The sequence below is a fragment of the Winogradskyella sp. KYW1333 genome (genome assembly GCF_003335675.1).
In the GTDB taxonomy this organism is placed as follows: domain Bacteria; phylum Bacteroidota; class Bacteroidia; order Flavobacteriales; family Flavobacteriaceae; genus Winogradskyella.
On record NZ_QPHL01000014.1, the window covers coordinates 125,490 to 151,996 of the forward strand.

25 protein-coding genes are annotated in these 26,507 nt (G+C 32.9%); 15 read left to right on the forward strand and 10 right to left on the reverse strand.

What is annotated here, in order from left to right:
• Positions 1-20 precede the first annotated feature (20 nt).
• The 4 genes from DUZ96_RS05140 to rmuC all read left to right on the forward strand — a co-directional run bounded on the left by DUZ96_RS05140 (position 21) and on the right by rmuC (position 4,397).
• A complete protein-coding gene (locus DUZ96_RS05140; RefSeq protein WP_114300883.1) occupies positions 21-1,172 on the forward strand; it encodes an ABC transporter substrate-binding protein in 1,152 nt (383 codons plus the stop codon).
• The gene (locus tag DUZ96_RS05145; RefSeq protein WP_114300884.1) at positions 1,173-2,201 is read left to right on the forward strand and encodes an iron ABC transporter permease; all 1,029 of its coding nucleotides are present in this window, start codon (positions 1,173-1,175) and stop codon (positions 2,199-2,201) included.
• Positions 2,201-2,995 (forward strand): ABC transporter ATP-binding protein, encoded by a 795-nt coding sequence (locus DUZ96_RS05150; protein WP_114300885.1) that lies wholly within the window; start codon positions 2,201-2,203, stop codon positions 2,993-2,995. Before DUZ96_RS05145 ends, DUZ96_RS05150 begins: the two co-directional genes overlap by 1 nt.
• A gap of 79 nt (positions 2,996-3,074) precedes the next feature.
• A complete protein-coding gene (gene rmuC, locus DUZ96_RS05155; protein WP_114300886.1) occupies positions 3,075-4,397 on the forward strand; it encodes a DNA recombination protein RmuC in 1,323 nt (440 codons plus the stop codon).
• A 77-nt stretch (positions 4,398-4,474) separates the two neighbouring features.
• Here the strand turns inward: rmuC and DUZ96_RS05160 are convergent, their stop codons facing one another.
• The 3 genes from DUZ96_RS05160 to rpmH form a co-directional block, all read right to left on the reverse strand.
• Positions 4,475-5,338, reverse strand: a complete 864-nt coding sequence (locus DUZ96_RS05160) for a T9SS type A sorting domain-containing protein (protein ID WP_114300887.1) — start codon at positions 5,336-5,338, stop codon at positions 4,475-4,477.
• A gap of 72 nt (positions 5,339-5,410) precedes the next feature.
• A complete protein-coding gene (carB, locus tag DUZ96_RS05165; protein ID WP_114300888.1) occupies positions 5,411-8,263 on the reverse strand; it encodes a carbamoyl-phosphate synthase large subunit in 2,853 nt (950 codons plus the stop codon).
• Between the two features lie 98 nt (positions 8,264-8,361).
• A complete protein-coding gene (gene rpmH / locus DUZ96_RS05170; protein WP_114300889.1) occupies positions 8,362-8,523 on the reverse strand; it encodes a 50S ribosomal protein L34 in 162 nt (53 codons plus the stop codon).
• Between the two features lie 158 nt (positions 8,524-8,681).
• Between rpmH and DUZ96_RS05175 the strand changes: the two genes are divergently transcribed.
• A complete protein-coding gene (locus DUZ96_RS05175) occupies positions 8,682-9,260 on the forward strand; it encodes a DUF2892 domain-containing protein (protein ID WP_114300890.1) in 579 nt (192 codons plus the stop codon).
• Between the two features lie 31 nt (positions 9,261-9,291).
• Here DUZ96_RS05175 and DUZ96_RS05180 read toward each other — a convergent pair whose 3' ends face one another.
• Both DUZ96_RS05180 and DUZ96_RS05185 read right to left on the reverse strand, forming a co-directional pair.
• The gene (locus tag DUZ96_RS05180) at positions 9,292-10,218 is read right to left on the reverse strand and encodes a lytic transglycosylase domain-containing protein (RefSeq protein ID WP_114300891.1); all 927 of its coding nucleotides are present in this window, start codon (positions 10,216-10,218) and stop codon (positions 9,292-9,294) included.
• 49 nt (positions 10,219-10,267) lie between these two features.
• Positions 10,268-10,930 (reverse strand): alpha/beta hydrolase, encoded by a 663-nt coding sequence (locus DUZ96_RS05185; RefSeq protein WP_114300892.1) that lies wholly within the window; start codon positions 10,928-10,930, stop codon positions 10,268-10,270.
• A gap of 172 nt (positions 10,931-11,102) precedes the next feature.
• On the opposite strand from DUZ96_RS05185, the gene DUZ96_RS05190 reads away from it, so the two are divergent.
• On the forward strand, positions 11,103-11,399 hold the full coding sequence (locus tag DUZ96_RS05190; RefSeq protein WP_114300893.1) for an N-acetyltransferase: 297 nt from the start codon (positions 11,103-11,105) through the stop codon (positions 11,397-11,399).
• Positions 11,400-11,458: 59 nt separating this feature from the next.
• Here DUZ96_RS05190 and mtaB read toward each other — a convergent pair whose 3' ends face one another.
• Positions 11,459-12,787: a tRNA (N(6)-L-threonylcarbamoyladenosine(37)-C(2))-methylthiotransferase MtaB gene (mtaB, locus tag DUZ96_RS05195; protein ID WP_114300894.1), complete on the reverse strand. Its 1,329-nt coding sequence runs from the start codon at positions 12,785-12,787 to the stop codon at positions 11,459-11,461.
• Between the two features lie 94 nt (positions 12,788-12,881).
• Here mtaB and DUZ96_RS05200 point away from each other — a divergent pair, with 94 nt between their 5' ends.
• Positions 12,882-14,507 (forward strand): ABC transporter substrate-binding protein, encoded by a 1,626-nt coding sequence (locus tag DUZ96_RS05200; protein WP_114300979.1) that lies wholly within the window; start codon positions 12,882-12,884, stop codon positions 14,505-14,507.
• Here DUZ96_RS05200 and DUZ96_RS05205 read toward each other — a convergent pair.
• From DUZ96_RS05205 to DUZ96_RS05215, 3 genes are all read right to left on the reverse strand, one after another.
• Positions 14,494-15,324 carry a PD40 domain-containing protein gene (locus DUZ96_RS05205; RefSeq protein ID WP_181855226.1) on the reverse strand — a complete coding sequence of 277 codons (831 nt, stop codon included), beginning with the start codon at positions 15,322-15,324 and terminating at the stop codon, positions 14,494-14,496. The genes DUZ96_RS05200 and DUZ96_RS05205 overlap by 14 nt on opposite strands.
• A gap of 77 nt (positions 15,325-15,401) precedes the next feature.
• Positions 15,402-16,577 carry a GlmU family protein gene (locus tag DUZ96_RS05210; protein ID WP_114300896.1) on the reverse strand — a complete coding sequence of 392 codons (1,176 nt, stop codon included), beginning with the start codon at positions 16,575-16,577 and terminating at the stop codon, positions 15,402-15,404.
• Between the two features lie 108 nt (positions 16,578-16,685).
• The gene (locus DUZ96_RS05215) at positions 16,686-16,937 is read right to left on the reverse strand and encodes a type B 50S ribosomal protein L31 (RefSeq protein ID WP_114300980.1); all 252 of its coding nucleotides are present in this window, start codon (positions 16,935-16,937) and stop codon (positions 16,686-16,688) included.
• Between the two features lie 163 nt (positions 16,938-17,100).
• Here DUZ96_RS05215 and DUZ96_RS05220 point away from each other — a divergent pair, with 163 nt between their 5' ends.
• The 7 genes from DUZ96_RS05220 (at position 17,101) to DUZ96_RS05250 (ending at position 24,070) form a co-directional block, all read left to right on the forward strand.
• Positions 17,101-17,619, forward strand: a complete 519-nt coding sequence (locus DUZ96_RS05220) for a DUF4199 domain-containing protein (protein ID WP_114300897.1) — start codon at positions 17,101-17,103, stop codon at positions 17,617-17,619.
• Between the two features lie 52 nt (positions 17,620-17,671).
• Positions 17,672-18,625, forward strand: coding sequence for a glycosyltransferase family 2 protein (locus DUZ96_RS05225; protein WP_114300898.1), 954 nt, complete (start codon positions 17,672-17,674; stop codon positions 18,623-18,625).
• A 51-nt stretch (positions 18,626-18,676) separates the two neighbouring features.
• Positions 18,677-20,401 carry a phospho-sugar mutase gene (locus DUZ96_RS05230; protein WP_181855227.1) on the forward strand — a complete coding sequence of 575 codons (1,725 nt, stop codon included), beginning with the start codon at positions 18,677-18,679 and terminating at the stop codon, positions 20,399-20,401.
• A 3-nt stretch (positions 20,402-20,404) separates the two neighbouring features.
• Positions 20,405-22,231 carry an ABC transporter ATP-binding protein gene (locus DUZ96_RS05235; RefSeq protein WP_114300899.1) on the forward strand — a complete coding sequence of 609 codons (1,827 nt, stop codon included), beginning with the start codon at positions 20,405-20,407 and terminating at the stop codon, positions 22,229-22,231.
• Between the two features lie 296 nt (positions 22,232-22,527).
• Positions 22,528-23,070 (forward strand): RNA polymerase sigma factor, encoded by a 543-nt coding sequence (locus tag DUZ96_RS05240; RefSeq protein ID WP_114300900.1) that lies wholly within the window; start codon positions 22,528-22,530, stop codon positions 23,068-23,070.
• Between the two features lie 32 nt (positions 23,071-23,102).
• Positions 23,103-23,603, forward strand: coding sequence for a hypothetical protein (locus DUZ96_RS05245; protein ID WP_114300901.1), 501 nt, complete (start codon positions 23,103-23,105; stop codon positions 23,601-23,603).
• Between the two features lie 14 nt (positions 23,604-23,617).
• Positions 23,618-24,070, forward strand: coding sequence for a sensor of ECF-type sigma factor (locus DUZ96_RS05250; protein WP_114300902.1), 453 nt, complete (start codon positions 23,618-23,620; stop codon positions 24,068-24,070).
• 30 nt (positions 24,071-24,100) lie between these two features.
• On the opposite strand, the gene DUZ96_RS05255 is transcribed toward DUZ96_RS05250, so the two are convergent.
• Positions 24,101-25,183 carry an oxidoreductase gene (locus tag DUZ96_RS05255; protein WP_114300903.1) on the reverse strand — a complete coding sequence of 361 codons (1,083 nt, stop codon included), beginning with the start codon at positions 25,181-25,183 and terminating at the stop codon, positions 24,101-24,103.
• A 99-nt stretch (positions 25,184-25,282) separates the two neighbouring features.
• Here DUZ96_RS05255 and DUZ96_RS05260 point away from each other — a divergent pair, with 99 nt between their 5' ends.
• A complete protein-coding gene (locus tag DUZ96_RS05260; protein WP_114300904.1) occupies positions 25,283-26,497 on the forward strand; it encodes an RsmB/NOP family class I SAM-dependent RNA methyltransferase in 1,215 nt (404 codons plus the stop codon).
• The last annotated feature ends 10 nt before the right edge of the window (positions 26,498-26,507 follow it).

Below are 26,507 nucleotides of genomic sequence, written 5' to 3' on the forward strand. Positions count from 1 at the left end.
AAAATTGCACAAGTTATTATATGCCACTTAAGTTACATACCATACATACTGTATTTTTAACAATACTTATTTGTTTAGTCTCTTGTAAAAGCGAAACCTCAAAAGAGTTTTCTCAGAATAATAGTGGTAATAATTTAAATCTAAAATATGCTACAGGTTTTTCTGCCAATGACTACGGTACTCACATAGTATTGGAAATTAAAAATCCTTGGCCAAAAGCTTCTAAAACATACAAATACGCTCTACTGAAGGATAATGGCATGACTCCCCAAATAGGTTATAGTTTTGATGGGATTATAAAGCCTATCAATAATTTGGTGGTTACTTCTACAACTCATATTCCGTCTTTAGAATTATTAGGTGTTGAAAATTCTTTGGTTGGATTTCCCGGTACAGACTATATATCCTCTGAAAAAACAAGAAAGCGAATCGAAACTGGAGATATTAGAGAACTAGGAAAAAATGAAGGTATTAATACAGAAGTATTACTAGAATTAAATCCAGATGTTGTTATAGGATTTGGTGTTGATGGTGTAAATAAAACCTTTGAAACAATAAAGAAAGCAGGTATCCCAGTTATTTACAATGGTGATTGGGTTGAATCTTCTTCATTAGCCAAAGCTGAATGGATTAAGTTTTTTGGTATTTTGTTTAATAAGGAAAAGGAAGCAGATTCAATTTTTAAGTCTATAGAAAGGAATTATTTAGAGGCAAAAAGCCAAGCAAAACAAGCATCAAATAGACCAACCGTATTTAGTGGTGCTATGCACAAAGATGTCTGGTATTTACCAAATGGTTCAAGTCCAGAAGCAGAATTTTTAAAGGATGCTAATGTAGATTACCTATGGAGTGATACAACCGGTAATGGGAGCTTGGCATTAAGTTTTGAAGCTGTTTTGGCCAAGGCAAAGAATGCTGAAATATGGCTAAGTCCTTCTTATTACACCAGTTTCGATCAACTTAAAGAAGCAAGTGAATTGTATACTAATTTTAAAGCCTTTAAAACAAAAAATATTTATACCTTTTCAAGAACTACAGGTTCAACAGGAGGTGTGTTGTATTACGAACTTGGAACTTCAAGACCAGATTTAATCCTAAAAGATCTGATTAAAATTTGCCACCCAGAACGCCTAAAAGATTACTCGCCATATTTTTTTAAAAAACTTAAATAATTGAATAATAATAAGACATACCGAATTCATTTTTTGATACTATTAATTGTGTTGTTATTATGCTTTTTAGTTAATATTTGTCTAGGTTCCATTAGCATTCCCTTAGGTAATGTAATTGAAGGGTTATTTGGCACATTAGAAAATGAAACTTGGCAAATAATTATTAAGGATTTTCGACTGCCAAAGGCAATTACTGCAATACTAGTTGGATCAGGATTGGGCATTTCAGGTTTATTAATGCAAACCTTGTTTAGGAACCCTTTAGCAGGTCCATTTGTACTAGGTATTAGTTCGGGAGCAAGTTTAGGTGTTGCAATTATAATTTTAGGTTCTGGATTATTCGGTGGTGTTTTTGCAACATACTTAATATCAAAATGGAGCATTGTAATTGCGGCAAGTCTTGGTAGTTTTTTGGTGTTATTGGCTGTATTGGCTGTTTCGAGCAAGGTAAGAGATACGATGGCCATTCTCATCATTGGATTAATGTTTGGTAGCATTACCGCAGCAGTTGTTAGTGTATTATCGTATTTCAGCACAGCCGAACAATTACAACAATACATTTTCTGGGGTTTTGGAAGTTTAAGTAATCTCTCGTGGAATGAATTATCCTTATTTTTTGGGCTTTATATTTTAGGATTGTTTTTAGCAGTTTTTTCAATTAAAAATTTGAACAGTCTCTTATTGGGTGACAACTATGCCAAGAGCTTAGGGTTGAGTTTAAAACGTAGCAGGCTAGTAATAATATTAGCAACAAGTCTAATTGCAGGAACCATTACGGCTTTCGCAGGGCCAATTGCCTTTATTGGTTTGGCAATACCTCATTTAACCAGACAAATATTTAGAACCTCAAACCATCGGATACTTTTACCTGCAGTTTTATTATTTGGAGCAATCGTAATGCTAGTTTGTGATAGCATAGCTCAACTACCATCTAGCGACTATGTATTACCAATAAATGCTATTACAGCCTTAGTTGGTGCTCCTGTTGTCATCTGGCTGTTAGTAAGGCAAAGAAAAATGATGTTTTAATGACAAAAAAGAATCTAAATATCATACTAAAAACAGAAAACCTTTCAATTGGTTACAAAACCAAGAGAGAGGATCTTATGGTTGCTTCAAATATTAATATTGAACTAGAAAAAGGGAAACTTATAGGTTTAGTAGGTGCAAATGGAATTGGAAAATCTACATTGCTTAGAACTTTAATAAAAGTACAACCATCGCTCTCAGGTTTAATACTGATAAATAATAAGGATTTAAATCAAACTCGTGTTCAAGAATTGGCTAAACAATTGAGTATTGTTTTAACTGAACAAATGACTTCTAAAAACCTATCCGTTTATGAATTAGTTGCATTAGGAAGACATCCATATACTAATTGGGTTGGGAACTTATCTCAAAATGATATAGAAATCATCAATAAATCTTTAGAATTGGTAAATATCTCAAATTTAAAAGACAAAAAGTGTTTTGAGCTCAGTGATGGGCAATTACAAAAAGTCATGATTGCTAGAGCCATGGCCCAAGATACAGAGATTATAGTCTTAGATGAACCTACAACACATTTGGATATGTATCATAAGGCTTATATATTAAAGTTATTACAAAAGTTAACAAAAGAAACTGGAAAAACGATTTTATTTTCATCACATGAAATTGAGCTAGCCATTCAACTTTGTGACACCATGATTGTAATGACCAACAATGATGTTATTTGCAATCAACCATGCAATTTAATATCAGAAGGTATATTTGAAACTCTGTTTCCCAAGGACCTTATTAAATTCGATAATTCCACAGGAAGTTTCAGGGTAAGTAAATAAAATAAAGTTTTAATCGTTACGTAAATACCATTTCATTTTAGGTATTTAAACTTTATCTTTGAGAAATACACTTTTCAACATGAATGATACACTCATACTTTTTATTACAGTCATAATATCAGCTGGTATCGGAGCATTTCTTGGTTTACAATTTGCTGTATTAAAAAGTAAAGGAGATAAGAGTGCTTTAGAAGAACGCCAACATCAATTAAGCAAGACAATAGAAGATTTGAAACAAAATGTTGAAAAGGTTGAATCAGAACGTGAAGCCATTAGAAGGGATAAGGAATTTTTAAACTCTGAACTTTCTAAACGTAATACAGAAATTGAAAACCTACAGCAACAAAATCTAAAACAAGATCAAGAATTAGAAGAGCGTCAAGCCCAATTACGTAAAGATTTTGAGCTATTGGCCAATAAAATACTTGAAGAAAAATCTAGCAAATTTACCGAGCAGAATAAAGAAAATATTAAAAACATATTGAATCCTTTACAAGAAAAAATTCAAGGTTTTGAAAAAAAGGTTGAAGACACCCAAATGCGAAGTGTCAAGATGCATACAGCACTAGAGGAACAACTTAAAGGGTTAAAGGATCTCAACCAGCAAATGGCAAAGGAGGCAACCAATCTTACCAAAGCACTCAAAGGTGATAGCAAAACTCAAGGTAATTGGGGAGAATTAGTCTTAGAACGTGTTTTAGAAAAATCTGGATTAGAAAAGGATAGAGAATATTTTGTGCAGCAAAATTTTCAGAGAGAAGATGGATCTCGTGTTATGCCAGATGTAGTTTTACATTTACCAGATTCTAAGAAAATGATTATTGACTCTAAAGTATCCTTAACAGATTATGAGCGCTTGGTTAATGCAGATGGAGATGACCGAGACATATATCTTAAAGCACATGTAAATTCAATTAAAAAGCACGTTGACCAACTTTCTGCCAAGAACTATCAGGACTTATATGATATTGAATCACCAGATTTTGTTTTAATGTTTATCCCTATAGAACCAGCTTTTGCAGTTGCAATAAATGAAGATAACTCATTATACAATAAGGCATTTGAACAAAACATAGTAATTGTTACGCCTTCTACCCTATTAGCAACATTGCGTACTATTGATACCATGTGGAATAATGAAAAGCAACAACAAAATGCTGTTGAAATAGCGAAACAAGCTGGTGCATTATACGATAAGTTTGAAGGATTAGTTACAGATTTAACTGGTGTCGGTAAAAAGATTGACGCCGCCAAAAACGACTACTCCTCTGCAATGAACAAACTTGTTGAAGGAAAAGGCAACCTTATTTCACGTGTAGAAAAAATAAAGAAAATGGGTGCAAAAGCTAAAAAATCTTTGCCTGAAAATATCATTAAACGCGCAACAGAAGATTTTGATTGATGTTAGGCAAATAATATCTTGAAATAGAAAAGCCACTTCAATTGAAGTGGCTTTTTTAGTACATATTTTATTTGAGTTTATTGCTTAATAAAGCGTTTCGTTTGTACTAATTCATTATTTGATACTCTTACTAAATAAACCCCACTTCTCCAATTGGTAACATTTACTGAAGATTCTAACTGTGTAATTGATCCCTTAAACACTCTTTTGCCTAAGACATCATATACCTCAAGTTTCAGTTCTCCATCCGATGATGGTAATTTTATATTTAATTTATTTCTTCCTGGATTAGGAGAAATTGTAAATTCTGTATTAGCTAATGAAAATTCATCAGTACTTAATGAAGATGAAGCTAAAATATTATCGACTTGAATAACTGCCGAAATAATATCTGCACTCGCCCATGTTGGTGAAGAACTACTTAATATTCGAATGGTAAAAACATCTGTAAGTACCGATTCAACATCCCCTCCACCTGAAACAATAGAAAAATCAGAATCAGCAATTGGTATAGTAATATTTGACCAAGTTCCATTTGCAGGAATATTTATAGCGTTTGTAGTACAAATTCGAGTACCATTAGTTCCTTGCATCGCCACTCTAAGATTTAAGTCATTTGTTTGAACATTAACATCTAAATTAATTTCATCCACACCAGCCGCAGAAAAGTCTCCACTCCATTGGTTATTTTGAGAATAAAAAACCATTTTACTTGCGACTCCACTTGAGCCTAAAGAAGTGTATTGCAAACAATTATCACCAACTCCACTAGGACCAGCATCTGCAACATTAATGGGTCCATTAGTAGCATTACCAGCACCACCAATTCTCCAATTCTCAGTAGTTCCACCTTGGAAATTATCTACTTGATTTAAGGCTACCTGAGCCATAAGACCAAAAGAGATACAACAAATGGAAAATAAAAGTAAAGTTTTTTTCATATGTAGGTTATTTTCAACGAAGTTAAGAATAATATAACAAATACCATGCTAACTTTAACAAATAGAAAGAGTTTACTTACTTAAATACATCTTACGACGCGAATATAAATCATAGAATTCATCATCTTTCAGACTATCTATAAACAATATACTCTCTCCTGTACTTTTCATTTCTGGTCCTAATTGCTTATTAACATTTGGGAATTTATTAAATGAGAATACCGGCTGTTTTATTGCATAACCATCCAAATGAGGTTTGAAATCAAAATCATTAATTTTCTTTTGGCCTAACATTACTTTAGTCGCATAATTTACATATGGTTCGCCATATGCTTTTGCAATAAAAGGAACTGTACGAGATGCTCTAGGATTAGCCTCAATAATGTATACCGTATCATCTTTGATGGCGAACTGAATATTGATTAAACCAACTGTATTAAGGGCTAACGCTATTTTCTTAGTATGATCCTTAATTTGCTGCATTACAAATTCTCCTAGGTTAAATGGTGGTAAAGTAGCATTACTATCACCAGAATGTATACCACAAGGCTCAATGTGCTCCATAATTCCAATGATGTATACATTTTCACCATCGCAAATGGCATCAGCCTCAGCTTCAATTGCACCATCAAGATAATGGTCTAATAACAACTTATTTCCTGGAATAGATTTTAATAAGTCAATAACATGTTCTTCTAGCTCTTGCTTATTAATAACTATCTTCATCCCTTGACCGCCAAGTACATAAGAAGGTCTTACCAATATTGGGAAGTTTAATCTATCTGCCACTTCAAGAGCCTGTTCTGCACTTTCTGCTGTGTCAAATTCTGGATAAGGAATATTATTTTTCTTTAATAATGTTGAGAAGCTTCCTCTATCTTCAGCCAAATCCAATGATTGGAAACTTGTTCCCATAATTTTCACGCCCCATCTTTCAAGTTTCTCCGCAAGTTTTAAAGCTGTTTGACCACCTAACTGTACTATTACACCTTCAGGTTTTTCATGCTGAATAATATCATAAATATGCTCCCAGAAGACAGGTTCAAAATAAAGCTTGTCTGCGATATCAAAATCAGTTGAGACCGTTTCTGGATTACAGTTTATCATAATAGTTTCATAACCACACTCTGCCGCGGCTAAAACACCATGAACACAACAGTAGTCAAACTCAATTCCTTGACCAATTCTATTTGGTCCCGAACCTAGAACTATAATTTTCTTACGATCGGTCACTTTACTTTCATTGTGAACTGACACTTTACCTTCAGCAGTTTCGACTTCACTTTCAAATGTTGAATAATAATATGGTGTCTCTGCTTTAAACTCCGCAGCACAGGTGTCTACTAGTTTATATACCCTATTTATATTGAATTCTCTTCTTTTATTATAAACTTCGCTTTCAAGACAGCCTAGCATATGAGCAATCTGACGATCACCATATCCTTTTTGTTTGGCTTCAAGTAGTAATTCTCTTTCAATACTCTGAATATTATAATTAGAAATTTCCTTTTCTAAATGGAACAATTCTTCATATTGCTTTAGGTACCACATATCTATTTTAGTAATCTCATGAATACGACTTAATGGTATACCTATTTGTATGGCATCATAAATCACAAATACCCTGTCCCAACTTGCATTTGTAAGTTTATCTATTACTTGTTCGTAATTCTTATAACCTTTTCCGTCTGCTCCTAGACCATTTCGTTTAATCTCTAATGATTGTGTAGCTTTATGTAAAGCCTCTTGGAATGAACGACCTATTGCCATAACCTCTCCTACAGCTTTCATTTGAAGTCCAAGTGATCTATCTGAACCTTCGAACTTATCGAAGTTCCAACGTGGTATTTTAACAATTACATAATCTAAGGTCGGTTCAAATAAAGCTGAAGTTGATTTTGTTATCTGGTTGCTTAATTCATCTAAAGTATAACCTAATGCCAATTTAGCTGCCACCTTCGCAATAGGATATCCTGTTGCTTTACTTGCTAATGCAGATGAACGAGATACACGTGGATTAATTTCAATTGCAATAATTTCTTCTTCTTCATCAGGACTTACTGCAAACTGAACATTACAACCACCTGCAAAATCTCCAATACTTCGCATCATATGGATAGCCATATCACGCATCTTTTGAAACGTCTTATCAGATAATGTCATTGCTGGTGCAACTGTGATCGAATCACCAGTATGAATGCCCATTGGATCCATATTCTCAATTGTACAAATAATAACAACATTATCATTTTTATCTCTTAATAACTCAAGCTCATACTCTTTCCAGCCCATCATTGCCTTATCAATCATTACCTCGTGGATTGGAGAAATTTCCAAGCCTCTTGTTAATGCTTCATCAAATTCTGCTTCATCGTATACAATTGAAGCTCCTGCACCCCCCAAGGTAAATGACGCTCTAATACATAATGGAAAACCAAATTCTTGAGCGATTTCTTTACCCTTTAAGAAAGATGTTGCCGTTTCCTGTGGTGCCATGCCAACACCAATCTCTAACATCAATTCTCTAAACTTCTCTCTATCCTCTGTTATATTAATCGCGTCGATATCAACGCCAATAATCTCTACGTCAAAATCATCCCAAATTCCCTTGCCATCAGCCTCTATACAAAGATTAAGAGCGGTCTGTCCTCCCATAGTTGGTAATACAGCATCAATCTGAGGGTGTTCCTTCAATATTTTAATGATAGACTTGGTTGTTAATGGCAAAAGATATACATGATCAGCCATAGTAGGGTCCGTCATTATTGTTGCTGGGTTGGAATTAATTAATATCGTTTCAATTCCATCCTCTCTTAAAGATCTTAAAGCCTGCGAACCTGAATAGTCGAACTCACATGCTTGACCTATGATTATTGGACCTGAACCAATTAATAAAATTGATTTGATGTTTTTGTTTTTTGGCATGAGTATTTGTTTTGGTGTGCTAAAATAATTATCACTTGGGTACAAAAAAAGGTGTTACACCTAAGTAACACCTTAAAAATATTAACAATTGTTAATCATTATTTCTTATGTCTTGATTCTGAAGATACAGACAACTTCTTTCTACCTTTAGCTCTTCTGCGTGCTAAAACTTTTCTTCCATTAACAGAAGCCATTCTTTCTCTGAAACCGTGCTTGTTTCTTCTCTTTCTTTTCGACGGTTGAAACGTTCTTTTTGGCATTGTCCTATCTTTTTAAAATCTAAATATCTTTTTAATATTGAGCCTTATCTCAAAACTGCGTGCAAATATACAACAAGTTTTTACTTTAACAAGTACCTAAATAAAAATATTTCTATTACTTTTTATTAACTTTGACCCTCCAAAAAATATAAAACTACATGTTTAATAAAAATATAAAACTAGTTATTACCGTACTAATAGTTGCATATGCCATTTATCAGTTCACTGAAGGATATATTGGTAATGGTATTATGTATATTCTATTGTCTACAATATTTATATTTCTTTATTTTAAAAATGAAATAATACTACTTGCCTTTTTAAGATTACGCAAGCAAGATTTTGCAGGTGCAAAAAGATGGCTTGATAAAATTAAAAACCCTAAAGGCTCACTAGTAAGGAAGCAACAAGGATATCTAAACTATCTTAATGGTATAATGGTTTCCCAGACCAATATGAACGAGGCAGAAAAGTACTTTAAGAATGCTATTAATTTAGGATTGTCAATGGATCACGATTTAGCTATGGCAAAATTAAATCTTGCTGGAATAGCCTTCTCTAAAAAACGAAAGCAAGAAGCACAAAAACTATTGACGGAAGCTGAAAAGCTTGACAAACGGAATATGATAGCTGATCAGATTAAAATGATGAAGCAACAAATGAAAAAAGCTTCAATACCAAGACAGCATTATGGACAACCAACTTCGTCTAGACAAAACAGAAGAAGTAGAAGATAATAAAAAGGCGCTAAGATTAGCGCCTTCTATTTTATTTATAATACCCTTCCTTCGGAATTTCAATTTGGTACATTTTCCTTGATTTATTATTAAGATGTTTTTCACGTAACCAAGGATTGTGAAGCTTTAAAATCTTATAATTAATTCCGAAACGTTCAGCAAACTGTGTAAAATCAGTTACGGCTGTATCAACTTCTATTTTATAAGTTGGTATTGGTTTGTACAGGTGATCCTTATTAAAGTTAAAACCATACTTAGTAGGGTTATTTAGTATTTCTTTTAGAGCAACAATTCTAAACATGTAGCGTCCTGTCTCTTCTCCAAGTAACAAGTCATAATAATTATCTACATCTTGCTCGTTTAATCTTTTTGAAATTCCAGCATTACCAGCATTGTATGCCGCTGCGGCCAAAGTCCAAGAACCAAGTTTTTCTTTCGCCTTTTTTAAATAATTACAAGCAACCTCAGTTGCCAATTCTAAATTATAACGTTCATCAACATTGCTATTGACCTCTAATCCGTTTTCACGACCAGTTGTTTTCATTATTTGCCAAAAACCCCTTGCTCCAGCTGGTGAAACTGCATTAGTTAAACCACTTTCTATAACGGCTAAATATTTAAAATCATTAGGAACGCCATTTTTTTCTAATATTGGCTCAATAATCGGAAAATATTTTTGAGCTCTCTTAAACATTAACAACCCATTTGATTGCCAATAAGTATTAACTAGAAGTTCTCTATCCATTCTCTCATATATATCAGGATTCTCCACTGGTACGGCTTCCTCAGCAAAATTTAAGTCCTCTGGCATTTCAAGCGCGTAGACATTATAATCGTTTAAAATAGGTTGTTCTTTGCCTAAATTTCCGTCAGAAGGAGCCTTCTGCATTGCAAAAATGAATAAAACTGAAATACAGATTAATCCAATACCGGCTAATATGTTTTTTAAGATTTGCATGGCTTTCAATTTTGTCTAAAAGTAAAAAATCTATTTAATTCTTTTAAATTTAGGACTCTATAAGTTTTGGTAAATTTTCATTAAACCATTTATGTTTATTAATAATCATAATATGCGTACCTCCTTTTATTACTATACAACCTCCAGCACAAGAATGAGGAAATACAGAATCATCATCACCATTAATATATATAGCATTTGGGTTTGGCTCATCTTGTGACCAACATAATACTTGCTTTATTGACCAATCTAGGTAAACTTTATCATTAAAAGACAAATATTTTTTATAGAGATCAACACGTTTTTTAATGGTTTCTCCAAAAGCATACTTTGCCAAAAAATCAACATTTCCTGCCAATTGAGTGGGTAATATTTTATATGCTTTTGTAATTTTTAAAAGTTTAAACCTCTTGGGTAATTCATGACGAGATTTAATACTAGAAACCACAAATAATTTTTTAATATTTAAAAACTTAATCATCTCTTGCACCAAAATACCTCCAAATGAGACACCTAAAAGCACTATATTGTCTTCAATAATAAAATCGCACATTCGCTTAGCGTATTCCTCTAAAGTTTCGTTCTCTCCAGGAATTTGCCACTCTAACCAATGAATTTTGTATTTGTCTTCTGGTAGTTTTATATATTCAAAAATAGTTGGGCTCGCAGCCATACCTGGCATTAAATAGATATGTATAATTTCAGAAGCCATTTTTAGTTTCAATTTAGAGCTTAAAATGTTTTAGGCCTTCATAAATGCCCATCTCACAAGCATTTAACAGTTGTTACTTAGGAGAATTCCCTAATAATTTGTACTTTTGCACTGCAAATCTATATAAATTATAGAATCTACACGCCATTCGCTAATCTTAAATAACGTAAATATGACAGATATTGTTGAATTGATTGATAATGATTTTCTACGTCAATTTGAATTAAAGGTAGATAACGACATGGCTGTTATTGAATATTCCCTTCAAGAACGTAAAATATTCCTTACTAAAATGGTAATTCCAGACGCAATGAAGTCTGACACTTTTGAAAAAGAATTTTTAGCGATGGTATTTGACAATATTAAAGATAGAAATATAAGCGTAGTACCAACAAGTCCAGAAATAGCAAAATTTGTAAGAAGTAACAGAAAATATAAGCGAATGTTACCAGTAGGTATTCGTATATAATTTGAAAAAGAAATATATTTTACAAACCCATGACTTATTATAGTTGTGGGTTTTTTATTTTAGCGTACTAGAGCTTCTTTAAAATTAAAGCGTACCAAACCGTCTTCACCAATTTTGGTTAGTTTAACCTTATGTATTGTATTCACTAATTCGGGATTCCAAGGTACCTTAACCTTTACATAATTTTCGGTAAACCCATGTATGTAGCCCTCTTTATTTTCACCTTCAAATAATACTACGTGATCAGTGTTCAGTTGACTTTCATAAAACGCTCTGCGCTTCTTAACTGAAAGCCCTCTAAGCATTTTACTTCGCTTTGCTCTTACATTATTTGGCACAATACCATCCATTATCGCAGCTTCTGTGTTGTCTCTTTCAGAATAAGTAAATACATGTAGGTACGAAATATCGAGTTCATTTAAGAAATTATAGGTCTCCAAAAACAACTCATCTGTTTCTCCAGGGAAACCAACTATAACGTCTACCCCAATACATGCATGAGGCATTACTTGTTTTATCTTTGAAACCCTATCAACATATAATTCCCGCATGTAACGGCGTTTCATTCTTTTTAGCAACTCATTACTCCCACTTTGAAGTGGCACGTGAAAATGCGGTACAAATGCCCTCGATTTAGAAACGAGATCTATTGTTTCATTCTTTAACAAATTTGGTTCAATGGATGATATTCTTAAACGTTCTATCCCTTTTACTTTATCAAGTTCTGTAACTAAATCTAAAAAAGTATGTTCGTGTTTCTTGTTACCAAATTCACCCTTACCATAATCACCAATATTTACTCCAGTTAAAACAATCTCCTTGATACCTTTTTGAGATATTTCTTGCGCATTATTTAACACATTCTCCATAGTATCACTTCTCGATATGCCACGAGCTAATGGAATTGTACAGTACGTGCATTTATAATCACATCCGTCTTGTACTTTTAAAAATGCTCTTGTCCTATCTCCAATGGAATAACTACCAACATAGAAATCTGCCTCTTCAATTTCACATGAGTGTACTTCGCCAAAATCATTTTTGGAAAGATCATTGAGGTAATCAGTAATTTTAAACTTCTCTGTGGCTCCTAATACCAAATCTACTCCATTTACATCAGCAAGTTCTTCAGGTTTAAGCTGGGCATAACAACCAATAGCAGCAACAAAAGCTTCTGGATTTAATTTTTGAGCTTGTTTAACAATAGTTTTAAATCTTTTATCGGCATTTTCGGTTACAGAACACGTATTTATGACGTAGATATCTGCCTTTTCCTTGAAATCAACACGCTGAAATCCTTCATCATTAAAACTCCTAGCAATTGTTGAAGTTTCAGAGAAATTAAGTTTACAACCTAGTGTATAAAAAGCTACTTTTTTTGTTTCCATGTTTTGGTCTCTTGAACTTGTTTCAAGATCATTAATGGTATATATTTACTCTTCTCTAAATTTAGAGTCTGCAAATTTACAATATATTAGTTATATGCTAAAACACAGGAGATGCTTATTCAACTACTTACTAGCAGTGTTTAGTTGTTTAATTCTGGTTTCTTGTTTTTCAAAAAACAAGTTTGAAAAAGACCACCTTGTTTTTAGGTATAATGAACATAAAAATATAAGTTCACTAGATCCTGCATTCTCAAAGGATATAGCAGATATCTGGGCAACACACCAATTATTTAACGGATTAGTGCAAATGGATGACTTACTGAATGTTAAGCCATGCATCGCAACGAGTTGGAAGATTACAGATAGTGCTAGAGTCTATACTTTTATTCTTAGAGACGATGTGTATTTTCACAAGCATGCACTCTTTGGTAAGGATTCTTCCAGAACCGTTAAAGCTTCAGATTTTGAATATAGTCTAGATAGACTAAATGATAATTCCATAGCATCACCTGGTAGTTGGGTTTTAAATAAAGTTGATAGTTTTAAAGCAATTAATGACACAACTTTTCAGATTAGACTTAAACAACCTTTTCCTGCATTTTTAGGACTCTTAACAATGAAGTATTGCTCAGTTGTACCAAAGGAGATTGTTGAACATTACGGTAGTGAATTTAGGTCTAACCCTATTGGTACAGGTCCTTTTAAATTTAAAAGATGGGAGGAAAATATTAAGCTTGTTTTTCGAAGGAACAATAATTATTTTGAGACCTCAATTGATGGTAATCAATTACCTTATTTAGAAGCTGTTGCCGTAACCTTTTTACCTGACAAGCAAAGTGAATTCTTACAATTTTCACAAGGTAATATTGATTTTGTTTCTGGATTAGACGCTTCTTACAAGGATGAAATTTTGACGACCGATGGTAAACTAAAATCTTTGTATGAAAGTGATGTAAACATGATAAGGGGCCCATATCTCAATACAGAATACCTAGCCTTTTTTATGGAAACGAAGGTTAAACCAATTCAAAATCTTAAATTAAGAAAAGCAATCAATCTTGGGTTTGATCGAAATAAAATGATTACCTATTTGCGAAATGGAATAGGTACACCTGCCAATGGTGGTTTTATTCCTAAAGGGCTCCCAGGCTATATTAAGGAAATAGGTTTCTCTTATAACCCAGAACTAGCTAGCCAACTTATTGAAGAGTTTAAAAAGGAAACAGGTATTTTAAATCCAGAAATTACTTTAACCACTACTAGCAACTATCTAGATTTTTGTGAATTTATACAAAGAGAAATTCAAAAAATAGGCTTAAATGTAAATGTGGATGTAATACCAGCTTCAAGTTTAAAAGATGCCAAAGCAAATGGACAGTTAGATTTTTTTAGAGCAAGTTGGGTAGCTGACTATCCTGATGCAGAAAATTATTTATCACTTTATTACAGTAAGAATTTTGCTCCAAATGGACCAAATTACACACATTATAAAACTGAACTATTTGATAAATTATATGAAGCATCTTATTTAGAGACTGATCCTAGTGAACGATCTAAACTTTATACAAGAATGGATTCTCTTGTAATGTCATCAGCTCCCGTTGTACCGATGTTCTATGATGAAGTGGTGAGATTTACACGTAAAACAGTGAACGGTCTTGGTATAAACGCAACAAACTTATTAGAATTAAAATCAGTTAAAAAATCTAAAATTTACTGAAATAATATAGATCGTCACCTCCTGCTCCCTTAAGACGTCTAGATGATAAATAACCAGTTGTTAAATCATCATTTAAGAAAAAAGAGAAATCATCACCAGGACTATTTATTGGAGTTTCTAAAGAAATAGGTATTTGTTCTGGGTCGCTTGATTTTAAGTCATAACTATAAATGTCTAACCCACCCTTTCCATATCTGCGATTAGATGTAAAATATAAGACATTGTCTACACTAACAAATGGAAATATTTCAGTTCTTGAGGAGTTTATAGTTTCGCTCAATTTTGTTATCTCACCATAAGTCTTGTGGTTAGACACAGCCACTTTATAAAGATCTGATTTTCCCTTTGTTCCTCTAATATCTGCAATAAAATATAGTGTATTATCATCTGGACTTAAAGCCGGATGCGCGAAATTATTATTCGGTTTACAGAATGGTAATGTTTCAAAATTTGTCCATCCCCTCCCTTCAATATACTCTGCTCTTTGTATTAAAAGGTTATAAGTTTCTATTCCTTTTAATTTATTTGCGCCTTTACCCGAATGATTAGAAGTAAAATACATATATCTACCGTCCTTTGTATAAGTTGCTGCAGACATATTAAATTGCCCAAGCTCAGTCTTCACTATTGGTTTTGACTTAATAATTTCTCCGTCATTAGTCATTTCGCCTTCGTAGATTCCATAAATAAATCCTGAATACCTATCTTTTATTGGTCTTCCTCTTTTTGTGGTGAGATTATGGCAAAAAAACACTTTATCACCGACCACTCTTGCCGCAAAATGATCTAATTCAGTATTAATTGATAATTGTGTCACTTGTACATTCTTATTTTGAGAAAAAGAAAAAGTAAGAATGAATATTAACAGAAATGTAATCTTAACTTTAAACATGGTTATTCTCTTCTGTATTGTTTTGTTTCTTCAAAAACGTGTTCTAATATTGCTTTGTCTTTATTTGTAAATTTCTCGTCTCGCCTAGCCATTACAACCTCTGCTACTTCAAAAGCCTTGTTTGTTTTATAGGTTACAAAACCTTTGCTTCCGCCCCAAGAAAAACTTGGAACAAAATTACGAGGAAATCCACTTCCAAATATATTTGAACTAACACCAACAACCGTACCAGTATTAAACATGGTATTAATACCGCACTTACTATGGTCTCCCATCATTAGTCCACAAAATTGAAGACCTGTTTTAGCAAACCCTTCTGTTTTATAATCCCAAAGTCTAACTTCGGCATAATTGTTTTTTAAATTTGAATTATTGGTATCCGCTCCTAAATTGCACCATTCCCCAAGAACAGAATTACCTAAAAATCCATCATGTCCTTTGTTTGAATAACCAAAAAGCACCGAATTATTTACCTCTCCACCAACCTTACTATATGGTCCAACGGTTGTAGGTCCATAAATTTTAGAGGCTAACTTAACAGTTGCGTTTTGGCAAAGCGCAAACGGCCCTCTAATTACAGAAGCCTCCATTACCTCTGCGTCCTTACCGATATAAATAGGGCCAGAACTAGCATTTAGAGTCACATACTCCAATTTTGCACCTTTTTCAATAAAAATATTTTCAGGCTTAATAGTATTTACAGTTGTTGGAATAGGTTGTGATTGACGACCCTTTGTTATTAAATTAAAATCTTCTGAGATTGCATCTCCATTTTTTGAAAAAATATCCCACGTGTGTTCAATTTTTATTATTTCACCATTAAAATCAATCGCCTCGAAACTTGAAAAATTCTTGACCTCTTCTCCTTCCTTTACAAAGAAAGCAATGACATCCTCTCCATTAAATAATGCCTGATTATGTTTAAGCCCCTTAACAAGCTCTGACACTTCCATATTTGGAAGAAAAGAGGCATTAATCATTATGTTATCCTCCATTTCTACCAATGGATACTTATTTGCTAGATAATCTTCTGTAACTGTTGTTGTTGTATACTCCAAATATGATTCCCATTTCTGACGTATTGTAAGAATCCCAACTCTAATATCTGCAACAGGTCTTGTATATGTAAAGGGTAATAGGTTGTTTCTGTATGGACCATCAAATAATATGTAATTCATAATAAGGACGTTGCTTTAGTTACTTATCAAAAGTAGCGTAATTGTATAAAACAAAAAAGCCTTTCAGTTGTAAGAAAGGCCTTTTTTAATATGTTGTTGTAGCTAAACTTATTTTTTAAACTTAGCGTATTTGTTTTTAAATTTATCAATACGACCAGCAGTATCTACTAATTTAGATTTACCAGTGTAGTATGGGTGAGATGTTCTAGAAATCTCCAACTTAACCAATGGATATTCAACACCATCTACTTCAATAGTTTCATTTGTATCAGCAGTAGACTTAGTTAAAAACACGTCATCATTTGACATATCTTTAAACGCTACTAATCTATAATTTTCTGGATGTATTCCTGCTTTCATCACTAAATTGTTTAAACTTACATTCAATTTTTTCGAGGTGCAAATTTAAGTATTTTTTGTAAATGTACAATCTTTTTATTCTTTTTTATTTGTTATTTATGATGTAACAATTCCTTATATTTATATACTAACTAGACAATTAACTAAAAATCAAAATTCAATCATGGAAAATCAGAAACCAACAGCTGGTAAATTTGCACTTAATTACGGAGTAATTCTTGGTGTATTAATGATAGCAATTGGTGTCGTTACTTATGTAACTGGCATGGCGTTAGAAGGGCAACAATGGCCAAATATTATTTACTATATAGCCTTCCCAGTTGTTATTATGTATGCAATTAGCCAATACAAAAAAGCTAATGCAAATACTCTTGGCTTAGGTGACGCAATAAAAGTTGGATTATCTATTGCAGTAATAAGTGCAATTGTTTATTTAATTTATGGGTTACTTTTCAACTATGTAATTGATCCAGAATTTATGGGGCAAATGATGGAAGTACAACGTGACAAATTGCTAGAAAATCCGAATATGACTCCAGAAGCAGTTGAGCAAAGCATGAAAATGATGGAGATGATGTTTAACCCATTTATAGGATCAGCTTTTTGGGTGGCGATGAGTGCGTTCTTTGGATTAATATATTCACTTATTGGAGGTTTAGTAATGAAAACTAAATCTAACTAATGCTTAAATAATTTAATTATTTTTGAAGTCTACTATAGAAGACTTTTAAAACATGAGCATATCAGTAGTAATACCACTACTTAATGAAGAAGATTCATTAAAAGAATTACACGATTGGATTGTATCAGTGATGCAATCCAATTCGTTTTCATACGAAATTCTATTTATTGATGATGGTAGCACTGATAAATCTTGGGATGTAATCCAACAACTTTCTAATTCCAATAAAAGCGTAAAAGGCATCAAGTTTCTAAGAAACTTTGGGAAGTCTCAAGCATTGCATGCTGGGTTTGCCAAAGCGGAAGGCGATGTTATAATTACAATGGATGCAGATTTACAAGATAATCCTGAAGAAATCCCTGAACTTTATAATTTGATTATAAATGATGGATATGACTTAGTTTCTGGTTGGAAGAAAAAGCGGTACGATTCGGTTATAGCAAAAAATATTCCTTCTAAATTATTTAATTGGGCCGCTAGAAAAACGTCTGGTGTAAAACTCAATGATTTTAATTGTGGTTTAAAGGCATATAAGAAGACAGTGGTTAAAAACATAGATGTTTACGGAGAAATGCATCGTTACATACCAGTTCTGGCAAAAAATGCCGGATTCACAAAAATAGGTGAAAAGGTAGTACAGCATCAAGCTCGTAAATATGGACATACAAAATTTGGCATGAATAGATTTATTAATGGTTTTTTAGACCTCGTAACCGTATGGTTTATTTCTAAATTCGGAAGGCGACCAATGCACTTATTTGGTGCTCTAGGTGTTATAATGTTTATAATAGGATCTGGCTTTGCCTTTTACCTTGGAATAGACAAACTCTTTTTAAATCCTACAGGAAGGCTAATTACTGACAGACCACAGTTTTTCATTGCATTAGCGACAATGATAATTGGTGTTCAGTTTTTTATTGCCGGTTTCTTAGGTGAACTAATACTTAGAACAAAAAGACAACAACAACGCTATAACATAGACGAAGAATTAAATTCACCAAAATAACATTAACAAAATCGGTAATTGTTTACCTTTATACTATTAATATTTTATAGCATGATTTATATAGAACCAGAGATTCTAGAGCGTGTAAACACTTGGCTAACACCAAGTTTTGATGAAGAGACTCAATCACAAATAAAGAACCTTATTGCATCTAATCCTAAAGAATTAGAAGAAAGCTTTTATAAAGATTTGGAATTTGGAACTGGAGGTATGCGCGGTATTATGGGACTGGGAACCAATCGCATAAATAAGTACACATTAGGTAAAAATACTCAAGGCCTTAGTAACTATTTAAAAAAGGTATTTCCAAAAGAAGATATAAAGGTGGCAATAGCATATGATTGTAGACATAATAGCCAGACATTTGGTAAGGTCGTTGCAGATGTTTTTTCGGCGAATGGAATCAAGGTTTACCTTTTTGAAGATTTAAGACCAACACCAGAATTATCGTTTGCCCTTAAACATTTAAATTGCCATTGTGGTATTGTATTAACGGCATCTCATAACCCACCAGAGTATAATGGATATAAGGTATATTGGCAAGATGGTGGTCAATTAGTACCTCCACAAGATGCAGAAATTATTGCGGAGATAAATAGTTTGAATTATGATCAAATTAAATTTGATGCTAACCAAAACCTAATCCAATACATAGGTAAAGATGTAGATGATGTATTCATTAATGCTTCTGTTAATAAGGGAAGTTTTACCTCTCAACAAGCAAGAGATAATCTAAAAATTGTATTCACCTCACTTCACGGCACATCCATTACTACCATTCCAGAAACCTTAAAACGTGCAGGATACAGTAATGTACATATCGTTGAAAAACAAGCTGAACCTAACGGGAATTTCCCAACAGTTGTTTCACCTAACCCCGAAGAACCAGAAGCACTTAAAATGGCGATGGAACTTGCTGAAAAAACTAATGCTGATATTGTAATTGGCACTGATCCTGATAGCGATAGATTAGGAATAGCAATACGTGATTTAGAAGGCAACATGAAACTTCTAAACGGAAACCAAACCATGGTTGTAATGACTGAGTTTTTACTAAACAATTGGAAAAAAGAAGGCAGATTAAATGGCAACGAGTTTATTGGCTCTACCATTGTTTCAACACCAATGATGCAAGCTTTGGCAGATGGTTATAATACTGAACTTAAAATTGGATTAACCGGTTTTAAATGGATTGCCAAAATGATAAAAGATTTTCCAGATATGGATTTTATTGGTGGTGGTGAAGAAAGTTTTGGTTATATGGTAGGTGATTTTGTAAGAGATAAAGATGCAAATACTTCAACCCTATTAGCTTGTGAAATAGCAGCAGAAGCCAAATCTAAAGGAAGTTCATTCTACAAAAGTTTAATAGGACTATATTCAGAATTTGGGTTCTACAAAGAACGTTTGGTTTCACTTACTAAAAAAGGTATTGAAGGTGCGCAGGAGATTAAACAAATGATGGTTGATGCTCGGGAAAACCCACTAAATGAAGTAAATGGATCGAAGGTGATTAGAGTAGAAGATTATCAATTGTCAATTGCCAAGGATAGGGTCAACAACTCCCAAAGTAACATTGATATACCAAAATCTAATGTATTGATCTACTATACTGAAGACGGAAGTAAAATTGCATTAAGACCAAGTGGTACTGAACCGAAAATTAAATTCTACTTAAGCGTTAACACCAAATTAGACAATGTGTCCGATTTTGAAAAAACGGAGCAGTATTTGGAAGCTAGAATTGATGCTATCCTTAAGGATATGAATTTATAATTAATGGATTATATCAAAAAACTTGCGAGATTTATTGTTCCTTACAAGCGTTATGGAATATTAAATATAATCTCAAATATTTTTTATGCCTTGTTCAGTACACTGGCTATGGTTTCTTTAATGCCAATGATCAATGTATTATTTGGCGAAGGTAAAAAGGTAACAGAAAAGCCAATTTATGAAGGGATAAGAAACCTAAAGGACTATGTTGAGAATTTTATCAATTACATAATAACTTCAACATCAGAACAATACGGAGCACAACGTTCCTTATTGTATATGATTGTTCTAATCATTAGTTTGTTTCTGCTAAAAAACCTATTTAACTATTTAGGACTTTATTTTATTACCTTTTTAAGAAATGGTGTGCTAAAGGATTTACGAAATGAAATTTATGCTAAGGTGACCAGTCTTCCAATTTCCTATTATTCAGAAAAGAAAAAAGGTGATATAATCGCTAGGATTTCCGGTGATGTTAATGAGGTAAAAAATTCTCTTTTGGCCATTTTGGAGTTAATAGTAAAGGAACCGTTGACTATTTTATTTGCAATTATTGCAATGTTTACGATTTCTGTGAAACTCACCATTTTTGTATTTCTATTCATTCCTATATCAGGTTTTATAATTTCAAGAATAGGAAAAAGCTTGAAGAAAAAATCTGATCGCGTTCAAAGAGAACAAGGAATATTTCTCTCGACATTGGAGGAAACGCTTGGTGGATTGAAGGTAATTAAAGGATTTAATGCCGAAGAAAAATTTAATAATAGATTTAAGGATTCAACCAATCGGTTTTACAATTTTTCAAATACATTAATTAATCGTCAAAATTTAGCCTCTCCTACTAGTGAGTTTTTAGGTATTGTTACAATTGCAGCATTACTTTGGTATGGTGGCAGTATGGTATTGGTAGAAAAAACACTTTCTGGTGGTGCGTTTATTGGTTACATGGCATTAGCCTATCAAATATTAACACCAGCAAAAGCAATAAGTAAGGCAAGTTATAAGGTTAAAGCAGGTAACGCTGCCGCAGACCGTGTACTAGAAATATTAAATACTGATTCTCCTCTTGAAGATAAACCTAACGCTAAAATCAAAGAAAGTTTCAATTCTGAAATAAAACTGGACAATGTTTCATTTAAATATGAAGAGGATCTTGTGCTTAGGAATTTTAATTTGACAGTAGCTAAGGGTAAAAGTGTTGCTTTAGTAGGTCAATCTGGAAGCGGTAAAAGTACAATAGCAAATTTGGTAACTCGTTTTTATGACGTAAATGAAGGAAATATAACTATTGATGGTGAAAACATTAAAGACCTAACCAAACATTCCTTAAGGAACTTAATTGGATTGGTCACGCAAGATTCAATATTATTTAATGACAGTATTAAGAATAATGTTCTTTTGGGTAAAGAAAATGCCACTGATGAAGAAATAATCGACGCGTTAAAAATTGCCAATGCTTGGGAATTTGTTAAAGATTTACCTAATGGCATAGATTCAAATATTGGTGATTCAGGAAATAAACTATCCGGAGGACAAAAACAACGTATCAGTATTGCTAGAGCAGTATTGAAAAACCCTCCTATTATGATACTTGATGAAGCAACCTCAGCTTTAGACACTGAAAGTGAACGTTTAGTTCAAGAAGCACTTGAAAATATGATGCGCAATAGAACGTCAATAGTCATTGCTCACAGATTGTCTACAATTAAAAATGCTGATCAAATTGTTGTTATGCAAAAAGGACAGATTGCAGAGCAAGGCACGCACAAAAAGTTAATTGACAAGAATGGTGTTTACAAAAAGCTTGTTGAGATGCAAAGTTTCGAATAAGTTATAAAATGGATTATATAAAATCAAAAAGGATGCGCCTTTCGGTACATCCTTTTCTGTTTGTTACCAGATTTGGGGACACTGGTAACGGTTAATAGGTTAAGCGGGTCAAACATATAACAAAATATTGTACAATCCAAGAAAAAAGTGCTTTTTATCGTATTTTTTTGCTTTTTATCGGTAAAAATTAATGTAACTATTTGATTATCAGCATTTATTCAAATTAGAAGTAAATTAAAAATATTTCTAATTAAACTTTTATTAATTTACAAAGTCAAAAAAGCAAAACAATTTAATTGACCGACGAATCAGAATTCATATTGCGTCTAAAAGACCCCAAGTCTAAAGAAGCCGCTTTTAGAGAGTTATTACAACTTTATAAAGAAAGGTTGTATTGGCATATAAGAAAGATTGTTATTAGCCATGATGATGCAGATGATGTATTACAAAACACCTTCATTAAGGTATATAGGAGTATAGATAAGTTCAAAGGAGAAAGTAAATTGTTTTCGTGGCTTTATCGCATTGCAACTAACGAATCTATTACGTTTATCAATAAAAATGCAAAACGTTTACAAATTAATAATGAAGAACAAAAAACCAATGCAATAGACAACTTAACTGCTGATGTGTATTTTGAAGGTGATGAAATTCAACTTAAATTACAAAAAGCAATTGCCTCGTTACCAGAAAAGCAACAAATTGTGTTTAATATGAAATATTTCGATGAGATTAAATACAAGGATATGGCAGATATATTAGAGACAAGTGAAGGTGCATTAAAAGCGTCATATCATATAGCGGTTAAAAAAATAGAAACCTATTTAACTTCAAATTAAACCATTGAGAAAATTTGAAGTCCAATAAATAAATGAAAAAAGGTAATTTACATAACATCAATGACCCAGGTTTTAAAACACCTGAAAACTACTTTGAGTCTTTTGAAGGAAACCTTATGAAAAAGCTTGAAGGAACAGAGTCAATCCCTAATCTTAATAACCCAGGATTTACTGTACCTAAAGACTATTTCAATTCAGTGGATGATGAGATTTTAAATAAACTTAATAAGGACGATACTCCTGTTATAAGTTTAAACTCAAGAAAACCTTTGTATTATATAGCTGGTATTGCTGCTTCAATAGTATTAATTCTTGCTATTTTCTTAAACAAACCATTTGAGGATGAAATATCTGTTGAAATGGTTGAGGCTTATTTAGGAGATAGAGACCTTAGTAGTTATGAATTAGCTGAACTATTATTAGATTCTGACCTGTTAGAAGATGATTTTGTAATAACCGAAACAAGTTTTGAAGAAGATAATTTAGAATCTTATCTTTTAGATAACTCAGAAATAGACTTAATTATAGAATAGAACTTTACAATATTATGAAACGATTAATCCCAATATTAGTATTACTAATAGGTCTCTCAGGCTATGCGCAACGTGATGGCAGAATGAACGAGCGTATAAAAGCACAAAAAGTAGCTTTTATAACTGAGAAACTTAGTCTTACGGCAGAAGAAGCGCAGCAGTTTTGGCCTATATACAATGCTTTTGAAGAAAAAAGAGAAAGTATCAAATCAGGACAACTTAGAGAAGTAAAAATAAAGATTAGGCAAAATCCTGATATGTCTGACCGTGAAGCGAGTAAACTTTTAGATCAGATCTTGGATGCTGAGAACGAAATCCATAATGCTAAAATGAAATTAGCTGAAGATCTGAAATCTGTATTATCGCCAAAAAAAATAATAAGGTTAAGAGCCGCCGAGGATGGATTTAACCGCGAGCTCCTTCAGCACCTAAAAAAAATGCGTGAAAGACGTATGAATAAAAACTAAAGTATAAGGAAGCCAATTCGCTTCCTTTTTTTATCTGAATGTTAATTTACTTATCCTGCCTCGACCAGCTGCATATGCAATAGAATCATTAAGAAATCTAATCGTATAAAAGCCTTCGTCACTTAAATGATTCCAGGAATTTCCTGCATCATTACTGTAATCCATACCTTTAAACCCAACAGTTACCAACTCATTCCCTTCTCTATTTGGTATGTATTGTACACAACTTCTATATCCAGGCCCTTTTCCATCGGCTACAACTTGCCAAGTTTTACCGCCATCAGATGTTCTTATTTTATTAGCTATTGTATCATTAGGCTTAGTATAGTCTCCCCCAATGGCAAAGCCGTTATTTTGATCATAAAAATCAATAGAATACATTCCTGTGGTTGATTTCCCTAGAATAATTGGTGTTTCAAAAACTTGCCATGTAACACCTTTATCTGGTGAATATAAAACTCTACTTGACTTTCCTCCAGTTGCAACCCAAGTATGATCACCCACAGTAGTTATGTTTGTATCACTCGCAGCAAAAGCAGCTTCTCCATCAAAGGCAGGTGGTAAATCCGAACAGCTAATTTTAGACCACGATTCTCCACTATCTCTGGTAATAATAATACTCATACAATCTTCAGTTGGGTCACCTATGGCAATACCTTCATTCTCGTTCCAAAAAACCATGGCATCATAAAATACTTTTTCATTTACTTCCTCATAAACTAATTTAGGCTTTCTGGCTTTTCTGTAAAGTTTGAATAGTTTGGCAGGGTTTCCTATAGACAAGGCAAATAAATTACCATTTACTTCCTCAATTGCCCTAAAATGGAGATAAACAGAATCATTATTTATTTGATACTTTTCATGTACTTTTTGATCACTAATTACAACTTCAGTTAAGTCTATCTTAAACGCCGATTGTAATGCTTTCATTCCAAAATGATCAGAACTCCCGTAAAATATATATTCATCATTAAAATCTAAGGCCCTAATACTAAAAGTAGAATCGGTTACAATATGTTCAATTTCAACTTGAGTGATGTTAGAGGATCTTTTGTATTCATCTTTGCAACCAAAGAAAATCAGTAAAATAAATATTAAGGTAATACTTCTCATAGATCAATTTTCCATAAAAATAGAAAAGTCTCATGATTAATCGAATATACCTTTAGGCATTTAAACATTTATGTACCTTTGCGTTCTTAATTAATTATAATGCGACTACACAGAAATTTATGCTTTGCGGTTATTGATGGATTACATAAGATTTTCAATGAAAATGAGTATGCAGATAAAGTTGTTCAACAATTGTTAAGACGAGATAAACGCTGGGGAAGTAGAGATAGAGGATTTATTGCAGAAACTGAATATGAAATTGTACGTTACAAAAGGCTTTATGCAGAAATTGCCAATGTAAAAGAGCCTTTTGACAGAGATAATCTTTGGCGCATGTTTGCAGTTTGGGCAACATTGAAAGGTATCAAACTTCCAGACTGGAAATATTTTGAATCGACACCAACTCGTAAGATTAAAGGGCGTTTCGATGAACTTTCAAAAACCAGAAAATACAAAGAATCTATTCCTGATTGGATTGATGATTTGGGTGTTGAAGAACTTGGTGAGTCTGCATGGGCAAAAGAAATTGAAATGCAGAATGAGCAAGCTGATGTCATTCTTCGTGTTAATACCTTAAAAACAAATAAAAAGGATTTACAATTAAAGCTTCAATCTGAAAACATTGAAACTGAAGTTATCCCAAATTATCCAAGTGCGCTAAAGCTAATAGAGCGTGCAAATGTATTTAAAACTGAGGCATTTAAAAATGGATGGTTTGAGGTACAAGATGCATCCTCTCAACTTGTTGCTGACTTCCTAGATGTTAAGCCAGGCATGAAAGTTGTAGATGCTTGTGCAGGTGCTGGTGGAAAAACACTTCACTTGGCCTCTCTTATGGAAAATAAAGGGCAAATTATAGCAATGGATATTTATGAGAGTAAATTAAAAAAGCTAAAAATTAGGGCAAGAAGAAATGGTGTACATAATATAGAGTTAAAGGTAATCGATTCCACAAAACCAATTAAAAAACTATATGGGAAAGCGGATAGATTATTAATTGATGCACCATGTTCTGGATTGGGCGTATTAAGACGTAATCCTGATGCGAAATGGAAATTGCAACCTGAGTTTATTGAAAACATTAAAAAAGTACAATCTGAAGTTTTAGAAAAATATTCAAAAATGGTTAAACCTGGTGGCAAAATGGTTTATGCGACATGTTCTGTTTTACCATCTGAAAATCAGGACCAAGTTGAAAAATTCTTAACTTCAGAGGCAGGAAAAGATTTTAAATTTGTGAAAGACAAAAAAATATTGGCGCATAAATCTGGATTTGACGGATTTTATATGGCTCAATTAGAGAAAAACAAATAGCCCAAATCAT